Annotated in this window: 8 protein-coding genes and 1 tRNA gene; 6 read left to right on the plus strand and 3 right to left on the minus strand. The window is 60.6% G+C overall.

Going from position 1 to position 12,096, the window contains the following annotated elements:
* Positions 1–91: 91 nt before the first annotated feature.
* Positions 92–985 (minus strand): uracil-DNA glycosylase, encoded by an 894-nt coding sequence (locus tag ACO054_RS00480; RefSeq protein WP_421708480.1) that lies wholly within the window; start codon positions 983–985, stop codon positions 92–94.
* A 172-nt stretch (positions 986–1,157) separates the two neighbouring features.
* Here ACO054_RS00480 and ACO054_RS00485 point away from each other — a divergent pair, with 172 nt between their 5' ends.
* The 5 genes from ACO054_RS00485 to ACO054_RS00505 all read left to right on the plus strand — a co-directional run bounded on the left by ACO054_RS00485 (position 1,158) and on the right by ACO054_RS00505 (position 6,543).
* On the plus strand, positions 1,158–2,810 hold the full coding sequence (locus ACO054_RS00485; protein ID WP_421708481.1) for an electron transfer flavoprotein-ubiquinone oxidoreductase: 1,653 nt from the start codon (positions 1,158–1,160) through the stop codon (positions 2,808–2,810).
* 80 nt (positions 2,811–2,890) lie between these two features.
* On the plus strand, positions 2,891–3,601 hold the full coding sequence (locus ACO054_RS00490) for a hypothetical protein (protein WP_421708482.1): 711 nt from the start codon (positions 2,891–2,893) through the stop codon (positions 3,599–3,601).
* Positions 3,602–3,756: 155 nt separating this feature from the next.
* A complete protein-coding gene (locus ACO054_RS00495; protein WP_421708483.1) occupies positions 3,757–5,493 on the plus strand; it encodes a tetratricopeptide repeat protein in 1,737 nt (578 codons plus the stop codon).
* Positions 5,494–5,506: 13 nt separating this feature from the next.
* Positions 5,507–6,451, plus strand: coding sequence for a 4-(cytidine 5'-diphospho)-2-C-methyl-D-erythritol kinase (locus ACO054_RS00500; protein ID WP_421708484.1), 945 nt, complete (start codon positions 5,507–5,509; stop codon positions 6,449–6,451).
* Between the two features lie 17 nt (positions 6,452–6,468).
* Positions 6,469–6,543, plus strand: a tRNA-Gln gene (locus tag ACO054_RS00505).
* Positions 6,544–6,592: 49 nt separating this feature from the next.
* On the opposite strand, the gene ACO054_RS00510 is transcribed toward ACO054_RS00505, so the two are convergent.
* Together ACO054_RS00510 and ACO054_RS00515 are read right to left on the minus strand one after the other, a co-directional pair.
* Entirely contained in the window at positions 6,593–7,537 is a 945-nt protein-coding gene (locus ACO054_RS00510) for a glycosyltransferase (RefSeq protein ID WP_421708485.1), read from the minus strand.
* Positions 7,498–8,307 carry a hypothetical protein gene (locus ACO054_RS00515; RefSeq protein WP_421708486.1) on the minus strand — a complete coding sequence of 270 codons (810 nt, stop codon included), beginning with the start codon at positions 8,305–8,307 and terminating at the stop codon, positions 7,498–7,500. The genes ACO054_RS00510 and ACO054_RS00515 overlap by 40 nt, the downstream gene beginning before the upstream one ends.
* Before the next feature lie 486 nt (positions 8,308–8,793).
* On the opposite strand from ACO054_RS00515, the gene ACO054_RS00520 reads away from it, so the two are divergent.
* Positions 8,794–11,748 (plus strand): LamG-like jellyroll fold domain-containing protein, encoded by a 2,955-nt coding sequence (locus ACO054_RS00520; protein ID WP_421708487.1) that lies wholly within the window; start codon positions 8,794–8,796, stop codon positions 11,746–11,748.
* Positions 11,749–12,096: the final 348 nt, after the last annotated feature.

Below are 12,096 nucleotides of genomic sequence, written 5' to 3' on the forward strand. Positions count from 1 at the left end.
TATGCCTTGCGCATCACGTGCAGGTGGCGGCGCATGTGACATTTCTGCGATAGACCGACAGGCGTCTACCGTCGCGGTGCCTGGGGGTTTTTCAACCTTTGTGCAAAGGGTCGAGGTTGGCCTCGACCGTGGTTCGAAACGCGAGCAGGTCGCGCCAGGCAAGCCGTTTCTGGGCCGGTTGGCGAAGCAGATAGGCGGGATGGAACAGCGGCATGGCCGGAAGCGGGGCGGGCAGGCCAGCGTGCTGATAGGCGAGCCACTGTCCCCTAAGACGGGTGATACCCCGTGTTTCCGCCAGCAAGGCCTTGGCCGAGGTGCCGCCCAGGAAGAGCAGGTAGCGCGGTGCGACCAGCTCGATATGGCGCTCGGTGAAGGGCAAACAGAGCTGCAACTCCTGCTGTTGCGGCGTCCGGTTGCCGGGCGGTCGCCAGAACAGCATGTTCGTGATGTAGACATCGCGGGCAGGATCGAAGCCGGCCGCGCGCAGCATGGTATCCAGCAGTTGGCCCGCGGCGCCGACGAAGGGCTGCCCCTGCAGATCTTCGTCGCGGCCCGGCGCTTCGCCGATCAGCATGATTTTCGCCTGAGGTTCGCCACGCGCGACCACGGTGTTCTTGGCTGTGAGCTTGAGGTCGCAGCCGTCGAAGTTGCGAATCGCAGCCTCCAGAGCCTCCAGGGTTCCTGCCGAACGGGCGGCCTGTTCAGCCGCGGCTAGGTTCGCCTCGTGAGTCCTCAGTTCCCGGGAGGTCGCCTGCCAAACGGGCGGCGGCTCAGCTCCGGCGCGTGGGGGCGGAGCATTCTGACGACGCGGCCTCTCGTCCTGTCGCGGCGCGGTTTCGGGCAGCCTCGCGGTTTCGGGCTTGGCCGATCGCGCCAGGCGATCCAGGGGCTCGGCCTCGATCGCTTCGTCCGCTCCAGACTCAACGAGCCACGCGAGCGCTGCCAAGGCAGCCTGCCGATCCTGTGGAGTCGCTTTCGTCGCCATGCCGTGAGAACTAGCACGCAGCAGGGGGCTTAGACAGGGTCGCTGAACCGGCCGCGGGGAATCCTCCAAGGAATTCTACTTGGTGGAACGGTGGCCTCTGCGGCCTCGGGTCCCTTTCAAACCACGGCCCGGCTCGGCTATATCGGATCGAAAGCTGAGGGAGCGGAGCGCTATGGAACGCGAATACATGGACTACGACGTGGTTATCGTGGGGGCTGGACCGGCCGGTTTGGCAGCCGCCATACGGCTGCGTCAGCTCTCCGCCGAGAGCGGCCACGAAATCTCCGTCTGCGTACTGGAGAAAGGCTCCGAGGTCGGCGCTCACATCCTGTCCGGCGCCGTCCTGGAGCCGCGCGCGCTCAACGAGTTGATCCCGGACTGGAAAGACAAGGGCGCTCCCCTGAACGTGCCTGTCACGCAGGAGAAGTTCCTGATGCTGACCGAGCGTCGCAGTCTCAGCGTCCCGATCTGGATGCTGCCGCCCCAGACCAAGAACCACGGCAACTACATCGTCTCTCTCGGTAACGTCTGCCGGTGGATGGCGGAGCAGGCGGAGGCTTTGGGCGCGGAGATCTATCCGGGATTTGCGGCCTCCGAAGTCCTGTTCGACGAGCAAGGGCGGGTCACCGGAGTGGCGACGAACGATTTGGGCGTCGGCCGGGATGGCAGCCACAAGGACGGCTATCAGCCGGGTATGGAGCTGCGCGCCAAGTACACCTTCTTTGCCGAGGGCTGCCGTGGATCGCTCTCGAAGCAGTTGGAGCAGCGCTTCGATCTGCGCCGCAACGCTCAGCATCAGACCTACGGGATCGGCCTGAAGGAACTCTGGGAGCTGGATCCGGCGCAGCATCAGGAGGGCCTAGTCCTGCACACGGCTTTCTGGCCGATGGACGACCGCACCTGGGGTGGGTCCTTCATCTATCACCTGGACAACAACCAGGCCTATGTTGGCTTTGTCATCGGTCTCGACTACGAGAACCCTCACCTCTCTCCTTTCGACGAACTGCAGCGTTTCAAGCATCACCCGGCGATCGCGCCGATGCTGAAGGGGGGGCGGCGTGTGTCCTACGGCGCACGGGCGCTCAACGAGGGCGGTTTGCAGTCGATTCCGGATCTGGTCTTCCCCGGCGGCGCCTTGATCGGCTGCTCGGCCGGTTTCCTCAACGTGCCCAAGATCAAGGGCAGCCACACAGCCATGAAGACCGGCATGCTGGCGGCCGAGTCGGTGCATGCGGCTCTTGCCGGCGGAGACGAAGGTTACGGTCGGCTCGAGAGCTATCCGAAGGCCTTCGAGGACTCCTGGGTTTACGAGGAGCTGCACGCGGCACGCAATCTGCGTCCGGCCGGGGCCAAATGGGGAATGAAACTCGGGATGCTCTACGGGGGCATCGATCTGAAGCTGCTGAGGGGCAAGGCCCCCTGGACGCTGGCGCATCACAAGCCGGACCATGAGTGCCTCAAGCCGGCGGACAAGATGCCGAAGATCGACTATCCGAAGCCGGATGGCGTCCTCTCGTTCGACAAGCTCTCGAGCGTCTTCATCTCCAACACCAACCACGAGGAAGACCAGCCGGTCCACCTGCGCCTGAGCGACGCGAGCATTCCGATCGAGAAGAACCTGCCGGAGTTCGACGAGCCGGCGCAGCGCTACTGTCCGGCCGGCGTCTACGAGGTTGTCCGGGACGACGATGGCGCCAATCCAAGCTTCGTCATCAACGCGCAGAACTGCGTCCACTGCAAGACCTGCGACATCAAGGATCCGCGCCAGAACATCAACTGGACGACCCCGGAAGGCGGAGGAGGGCCGAACTACCCGAACATGTAGCCGTCATAAAGACGGTTCCCCGAAGGTTCGCCGTTTGGTAGCGTAGTGCTTACCTAGGGTAGTGTTTTCGGTGCGGATAGGTGGCTCGACTAGTTACGCTGCAAACGTTCCTCGATCGCGGCGACGCACTCTTCCTGCGCTCCTTTCTGAACGCGCAGGGGTTCTTCGTCTTTGCGGCCGACGAGGCGGTGACCGGTCAGGACTGGACGAGGGCGCTGGCAATTGGCGGCGTCCGTATTCAGGTTCTGGATTGCGAACTGGACGATATTCGCGCCGTCCTGACCGATGCCGGCTTGATGCAACGGTCGGTCGACGGCGAGGACACTTGCGATGTTCGTTTGCCCTTCCGTCGTCGTTGTGGGTTTCTGCGACGCCATTGCTCGATGACTCTGCTCGTGTCGACGGTCGTTGTCTTGTTGGGGGTCTCGTATTTCAAAAGCTCTGTCTGGCCGGAGACCGACCCATCGATATGGCAGCTGGCCGGACCGACTGTCCTGGCCTGGCTGACGGGTTTCCTACCGATGGTTCTGCCTCTTCTGCGCAGCCGTCATCCAGGTTTTGCGGCGCCGGATCGGGACGCGGTAATCGAGGCGCGCGACCCCAGCGGTGGCGGCTCGAACGGGGAAGCCCCCTGGGAAGCCCCTGTGAAAACGGCGGAAGCCCCGGACTCTTCCCATAGTTTCGACCTACGGAGTGTTCTGTCCCAGAATCTGGGCCTATTGCTGATGCTCGGCATCGTGGTTTTGATCGTCGCCGGGCCGCTTTGGCGGTTGTTGAGCGGCGCTGGCTAGAGCTGCCGACCCTTGGGTGCCGTCTGCCGGGTGGTGGCTGGCGCCCAGACTGTTCGGCCCTAAGTTTTGTGCGACTTGGTTCTGTCGGCTGGCGGAGAGTCCATCAGTCCGGCTAAGCTGTCGTTCACATCGCGTAAAAGGCAGGACAGGTCTTGATGCCCTATTTCTCGCGCCGTTTCCTGGCGCTGCTTCTTGCCGCACCGCTGGGCTTGGCTATGCCGGTCTTCTCTGCAGCGGCGGAGGCGTCCGATACGGCGACGGAGAACAGGCCCATCGCGACGACGCCGGACGGTGCGCTTTACGGCAACTATCTGGCTGGGGTGGTCGCCAGTCATCTGGGCGATTACGGGCGTGCGGCCACCTTCTTCGGTCGTGTGGCTCAGGATGGACAGATCGAGGATCTCGACCTGCTGCGCAACACCTTCGGCCTCCTCTTGGCCGAGGGGCGCCTGGACGAAGCGCGCGATCTGAGCGACCGCTTGCTCGAGCTCTCGCCCAGCGAGGGGTTGCCACATCTGCTGCGCGCGGTGGATGCGCTCATTGCCGGAGACGATGCGGCCGCCGCTGGGGAGCTGCGGCAGCTCGGCGAAGGCGGGATCGCGGATCTGCTGACCGACATGTTGGGAACCTGGGCAGCCGCGGACGTCGCGGGGAGCGAGGCCGTCAAGCGGCTCGAGGGCTTGGCGGAGCGCCGGGGGCTTGCCGTTCTGGCGCACCTCCAAAGTGCGCTGGTACTCGACTATCTGGGAGATCCGGCTGCCGCAGAGGCCTACGAGGCCGCGCTGGAATCCGGCGATGCCAATACCCTGCGCTTGACCTTGCTGGCGGGGAATTACTTCGAGCGGGCCGGCCGAGACGAGCGGGCAGAGGCCCTCTATGCCGATTATCTCGCCGCCAACCCGGAGGAGATCCTGCTCGCTCCGCTGCGTGCCGAGTTAACGGCTGCGGACGGCTCCGTCCGCCCGATCGTCGGTAGCTTGCGCCAAGGTGCAGCGGCAGCCTTGTTCGACCTGGCCGGCATTCTGGCGCGCGAACGGGGCGGCCAGCTTTCGATGGCTTACGCCAACCTCGCCCTCGCTCTCGACCCAGGGTTCCACGCGGCGCGCGTCCTGATCGGGGAACTGCTGCAGAGTCAGGAGCGTCATGCCGATGCGATTGCCGTCTATCGCGAGGTTCCGGAAGACTCGGCCTATGGTTGGGTTGTGGCATTGCGGATCGCCGAGGAGCTCCACGAACTGGAGCAGACCGATGCCGCGATTTCGGGCCTAGAAGCCCTCGCTGAAGCCAAGCCTGAGCGTTTCGAGCCCTGGTATCGAATCGGCAATTTCGAGCGCAGCCGCGAGAACTGGGAGGTGGCAGCCGAAGCTTACGAAGAGGCCGTCGCTCGTGTCGGAGAGATCGAGGAGCGCCACTGGGCGCTGCTGTATTTCCGCGGCATCGCCTACGAACGCAGCAAGCAGTGGCCGGAAGCGGAGGCCGACTTCCTGAAGGCCCTGGAGCTGAATCCCGAGCAGCCCTACGTGCTGAATTACCTCGCTTACTCCTGGGTCGAACATAAAACCAACTTGGATCGGGCCGAGGAGATGCTGCTCAAGGCGGTCGAACTTCGCCCCGATGACGGTTACATCGTCGATTCGCTCGGTTGGGTCTATTACCGGCTAGGTCGCTACGATGAAGCCGTGCAGCAGCTGGAACGCGCAGTGGAGTTGCGGCCCATGGATCCGACGATCAACGATCATCTGGGCGACGCCTATTGGCGCACGGGCCGGCTGCGCGAAGCCGAGGTGCAATGGCAGCGCGCACTTTCTTTGAATCCCACGGAAGAGGGACAGGCCGACAAGATCCGGCGCAAGTTGGAGGAAGGCATGCTGCCCGAGGGCGAAGACCTCTAGGCAGGGCCCGGTGATGTCATCCGATTCTCAGTCGGTGCCGGCCGTCTACACGGCGTCCGCCAAGGTGAACTTGACCCTGCATCTGCTCGGCAAGCGCGGCGACGGCTACCATCTGCTCGACAGTCTGGTCGCCTTTGCCGGAATCGGCGATCAAGTGGAGGTCGTCGCGGCCGACGGTCTGTCGTTGGAGGAGAGCGGCCCCGGCGCCGGCGCCATGGGGGCGAACGAGGACAATCTCGTTCTGCGGGCTGCTCGGCTGTTGATCGAGAGGTGCCGGCCCGATACCGGCGCACATATCCGGCTCGAGAAGCGTTTGCCGATTGCCGCAGGTCTCGGTGGCGGCTCCAGCGATGCGGCGGCGGTGCTGATCGCGCTCAATACTCTCTGGAACTGCAGGCTTGAGATAGAGGCGCTGCGGCAGTTGGCGGTTGCGGTCGGTGCCGATGTGCCGGTCTGCCTCTTCGGACGACCGGCTTGGGTCGGTGGGATCGGTGAGGCGCTGGAGGCCGCTGACACCCTGCCGCCCGTTTGGTGCGTGTTGGTCAATCCCGGCGTATCCCTTTCGACAGCCAGTGTTTTTCAGGCGCGCAGCGGTGGATTTTCCGAGCCGCTGCGCTGGGAGGTGGCGCCGGTCACGGCATGCGACCTGGCGAACTGGTTGGCGCTCGGCCGGAACGACCTTCAGGCTGCCGCTTGCGCTTTGGAGCCGGCCATTCCGGCGGTCCTCGAGGCTTTGGCTGCCACGCCGGCGTGTCTCTTGGCGCGGATGAGCGGTTCCGGCGCAACTTGCTTCGGTCTCTATGCGACGGAAAATGAAGCTGGCAAGGCAGCCGACTTGCTTGCAGCGGCTTGGCCCGACTGGTGGATTCGGGCCGCGCCTCTGCTCACCGGCCCGATCGAACGGCCTGCTGCCGCCTGCGTGCGAGCGGATCTTGCCGAACGCAGTCCGGCTCGCTAGGTTCCGGGTTCCGCGATTGGGGCGTAGCCAAGTTGGTAAGGCAGCGGCTTTTGGTGCCGCGATCCCAGGTTCGAGTCCTGGCGCCCCAGCCACGCACAGTCGAGACGACGCCGGCGATCCGAACGGTTGGTCGCGGGTTCCTCAGCGGCGCAGGGCAATGACGGCTTTGGCAGCTCCGATGAGCCGGTCGCGGATCTGCCGATAGGTTGCGAAAACTGTGCGATCCATCAGAAGTGCGCCTTTGCTTGGCGGTTCCGTGAGATCGAGTTCGACGGCGAAACGCTGTAGCCCCTCCGAGTTGCTCAACAGTTTGCCGCGGACGACGTTTGAGATGTTTCGGTCATGGACGACCTGCATCCACATCGGCGGCCCTTCCAGCTGATTTACCGGCAGAAACTTGCTCACTTCCGTGTGGAAGCCGTGCCATGCCGTTTCAAACTCCGATGTTCGTTCGAGGGTGGAGATGAAGGCGTTGCTCAGGTCGCTGTGCTGGAACAGGCGTCCATCGGCATAGATCACGCCATTGGAGAAGTTAAGGGCATGAGGCTCGAGGCCCGTGATGCTGCCGCGTAGCCGGGAACAGAAGTCGCGCGCGATTGCGTCGTCGTTGTCCAACCGTGTCGTCAGGATCCATGGCGTTTCATCCGGTAACTCTGCACGGATGTGGGCCTTGACCTTGTCGAGTGTTGCGCCACCGGGTGGCACGAAGATCGAGCGGATCCGCGTGTCGCCGTAACCCCTTACCCGTTCCTGGAATTCATCGGGTGTCTTCTCATCGAAATAGATGAGCCAACGGAAGTCGGTTTCGTCCTGGGACAGCACGCTGGGAAGACAGAAGCGTTCGAACAAGTCGAAGCGGTGGGTCAGCCACTCCAAGCTCGGCGCATCGGCCTGGGTTTGCTTGACCTTCAGGACGTTGAAGCGCGTCAGGATGAAATGGGGGATTTTTGAAGAGGGCAGAGGAATTCGACTGTCCGACATCGCTTTCAAACCCGGGGTCCGATCGGTTTGCAGATGATCGCGGCGTTTCGTCGGGCTGTAGCCCCTTAGTCCGGGCGGCGGATCTGTTTGCTCATCAGTCGCCATAAGAACGGAGAGCGGCGCACGAGACTACGGAGGAATTCGACTTTCCGCAGTCTGTTCATGATACCGCCCATCGACCCGGCGACGGGGAGCGTTTTGACGTCGATCGTCTCTACACCGAGTTCGATGTTCTTCGGCGCAGTCATCTGCGCTTTCTCGAAGATGACCATGCTGGACTCGAATCTGATGGCCCTTATCTGCTTGGTATAGTTGGAGACCTCTTCTGCTTTTTTACGCTGGCCGTGCCAGGCATTGACCTCGTCCACGAGGGTCTTCGAGAATTCGATGAAGGATCCGCTTTTGCGCAGTCCCCCGCCGTAGTCTCGCCAGTAGGATGTATGACAGTCTTCAACCACGTAGATGCCACCATCTCGTAAATTTTCGAAGAAAAACTTCTCAAATGTCGCTTTTTGGTGAAACGGAATATGGCTTCCGTCGTCTATGATGATGTCAAATTCTCCTGCTTCATTGGAAACGTTTGTTAAAAATCTTTCGTCTCCTTGGTCTCCGACGAAAATTCTCACCCTTTCATCTTCATGTTGCTTTGTTTGTGGTAAAATATCCAGGCCAACAATTTGCGATGATGGCGTTGTCAGGGCTTTCCAAAGTTCCAGTGAGCCGCCGTGCTGGACGCCAATTTCCAAGACTCGAATATCTTGGTTCTTGAATTTTAAAAATATGCTCTCGTAGAAGTCGATATAATTTTCGTACTTTCGTATTTTTGGCGACTCTGTTGGATAGTTTGCAATAAATTCTTTGACATTCTGGAACATCGCTTGCTTCCTCTTATCGTCGCCGGCTGGTTCGAAGCAGGGGTTCAGCTCAGGTTCGTGTAAAGCAGAGGACGTCAAAAATCCACTTTCGACCAGTGCCCGCAATTTAACTGGGCATTTTTGGATCCGGTGACCCGGGGGCAGCGGGGCAGTCGTCGATCTCGTCACAGGCGAACGGGAGTCTCGGCCCAGGGCACGATTGATCGGAGCGCTGCCAACGTCGAGCTGTCGGGAACGATCTCAAACAGGCCTGCAAACTTGCCTTATGGCTTTTCGTCACGAAAAAGTAGCTGGAGACGTGCAATCGTAGCTGGGATGAGAGGATATCTGTGAGACCGGCGAGACCTGAAGTTCAGGTTGCTCCTGTCCACGTCGCGGTGTGAATCCCTTGTCTCCAGTGAAACTGATGATGCACGTCAGCAATGGTTTCGCTTTGTGGCGGCCTTAGCCGGACGCGGCTAGAGGTCTCTAGAAGGGGATAAAGTAGTGACATTTTCGAACCATTTTGGTCTCAACTTGGTGATATTTGCGTTTTATTTGAATAAATATTCTCTTAACTATGTGCTGAAAGGCATTATTAAAGGGGCGCTGGTATTTATTACCACAACGCTTATCCTTTTAGCTTGTGGAGCTTCGGCAATGACTGCCTTTCAAGTATCGAACACCCAGGAACTCATGAGGGCCTTGGCGGAAGCGGAAGGCGGTGATCAGATCCTGCTTGCCCCCGGTGCGTATGACGATGTGATGTTGCATGGGGTGCGCAACAACTTTCTAAAAGAATTCGACGCTCCTGTTACCATTACCTCTAGCGATCCGGATAATCCGGCTGAAATTACCCAGCTGCGCTTACATGATGTGAGCAATATTCACTTTGAGAATATTGAATTTAATTACAGCTTCTCCTCCGGTGACATGTACCGGGACAAGCCCTTCCACGTCACGAAGTCGGACAACATCTCGTTCAGCGAGTCGTCCTTCACCGGCGAGCCGATTGCCGACAGCGGCACCTGGTTCGACGGCTACGGCGCCGGTTTCGGCCTTTCGGTTGAGGGGTCGTCCAACGTCTCTGTCGTGGACAACTCATTCGACACTTTCTTTCGCGCCGCGGTCTTTGGTGGCGTCGACAATCTCGAGGTGGTTGGCAACGAAGTCACCAAGATGAGCTCGGACGGGTTCAACTTCGTCGCCGTCAAGGACGTCACGATTGAGGAAAATCATTTCCATAACTTTTCCTTCAATCCCGAGAGCCAAGCCCACATGGACATGATCCAGTTCTGGACGAACGGCACGGGTAGCCCTTCGACGGACATCGTGATCCGGGGCAACATCATGGACAGTTCCGGCGGCGATCGGACCCAGTCGATCTTCATGCGGAATGAAGAGGTCGATACGGGTCGAGCCGGCGAGGAGATGTACTACAAGAACGTGCTGATCGAAGACAACGTGATCCACAACGCCCACACGCATGCGATCACGGTTGGTGCGACCGATGGCCTCGTCATTCGCCAGAACACCATCGTCCGGAATACCGAGACCGATCCGAGCGCCAGGGCCTCGAACCCTGCGATCACGTCCAACGACGAATCCTACAACGTCGAGATCTACAACAACATCGCCCCCAGCACGGTGACCGTCAAATCGAGCGCTGAGGGCAACAAGGTCTACGACAACATCCGGACCCAGAGCAGTGATCCCACGGCGGAGAACTACGTCCAGAACGTTTTCGTCAACGCCCTGGGTGGAGAGCATACCAGTCTGGAAGATCTGCAGGTCATTCCCGGAAGCGTGGCCGATGGAGCCGGTTCTCCGATCACCCAGTTCGAAGGAACGCCGGACGAACTCATTGCGGCCATCCGCATGCCGGAGGCGACGGTCATGGAGGGGCGCGGCATCTCCTTCGATGGCAGCTTCTCGCGCAGCGAGGACGGTTTCCTGACCGACAACGGTGACGCGGTGTTTGCACGCAGCGCTGCGACGTCGGACGGCCCGGCCACCTTCGAGTGGAAGATCTATGATGCCGACGGCAACATGGTCCATCAAAGCACCGGACCGAAGCTCGACTATGGAACAACGGCTCCGGGCGACTACGTTGCCGAGTTGACCGTCACCAAGCCAAGCGGCGAGACCGCCACCAATTCGACGCGGTTCGAAGTTGCCGATGCGAACATTCTGGACCTGAATGTTGTAGACGGCGTTGCGACCGACACCTCCACCTATGGCTCGAAAGTGAGCGTTGGCAGCAGCGGGACCTATGTCGAGGCCGGCGACATCTCGGTGATCAAGATGACCGAATCGACTGTTGTCTCAGTCGCGCGCGGTCCGCAGCTTTTCGGTCTCGACAGCTTCACGATCGATTTCGGCATGCAACGTGGCAGCGAGACCGCTGGGACGGGCGAGATCTTCCGCATGCATCTGTCGAAGACGCTCTCTCTCAACGACAACGGCGAACTGGTTTTCTCTATCGCCACTCAAGAGGGACGGTTCGAAATCACCACATCGGGCGCTGGTCTGTCGGATACCGACTGGCACCACGTCTCGGTCAGCTACTCCTCCGCTGACGAGATCGCGGAGATCTACGTCGACGGCACGCTGGTCGGCTCCGGTGAAGTCACCGGTCTGACGCAGGAGATGGCGTCTTGGGGACCGACTCTCGGCAATCCCTGGCGTCCTAGCTTCGACGGCTACATCTCGGATCTGTCCATGTCTGCGAATGCCTCTACCGAGGCCGAGATCCAGCAGGCGAGCAAGGAGCTTCATGCCGCGGTCCAGGGCGTCGATCTGCCGGATACCACGCCGACCGACCCGGACCCGGGCGATCAGGGCGGACTGCCCTTCCCCGAGACGATGTTCGCTTTCGACGGATCGCTGGACGGCGATGACGGGAGCCAGGTTTCGCTCAGCCGCAATGCCGTTCACGTGACCGACGATGCTCAGAACGAATACATCGACCTCTCGAACGGCTTTATCTCCTTCGGCAAGAACGATGCCTTCTTCGGCGCGTCCGAACTCAGCCTCTTCTTCGATTTCCAGACTGACGGCGTGAACGACGGAACGGCCCGGATGTTCTGGAACCATATGAGCTACGGTGTCGAGCTGGTCGGAGACGACAAGCTGCAGTTCCAGTTCTTCAACGGCGCCCGCCACAAGGTAGAGGTGGACGGTTTGGATATCGCGGCCGGTGAGTGGCACAAGGTCGGCTTCGCATTGGATACGAAGACAGGCGCCTTCTCCGCCTACCTGAACGGGGAAACGATCGCTCAAGAAACGTTGGATGGCGTTGCGATCAACGATGCTTCCTACTGGGGAGTCTACGCCGGCGGTACGCCTTGGGGCCGGGGACTCGACGGTGCTATCGACAATTTGGCCGTCTATCACGACTTCGTCGATGAGGAGCAGGCGAAGAGCCTGTCTCCCTCAACTGACGACGTTCTCGTCGCCTAGAGCGTCTTGTGATCGGCGGAATCGCTCGGCGGTTCCGCCGGTTATGACAGGCTCTAAAACACAATGCGGCCCGATGGAACGCCGTCGTCCTCCATCGAGGCGGTGTTCTCGTGGCGCAGGTTCAAATTTATATTTTGTTAGCCTGAGCGCCTGGCACCGATCGGTTCCGGGCGCTCACGCGTGACCATTCGGAAAACCCAGGTCGCGCCGATATCGAGATGGACTCCGCGGATTGAGAGCTGGCATCTGGGTATGGTCGCTTTTCTCCAAAAGAACGCGACGTCTTACTGAAATGCGTCAGTAGCCCTGAATCCATCCGACAGGTGACGGCTGACGTCTTTCCGAGAA

Source organism: Algihabitans sp., assembly GCF_965226985.1.
GTDB lineage: Bacteria > Pseudomonadota > Alphaproteobacteria > Kiloniellales > DSM-21159 > Algihabitans.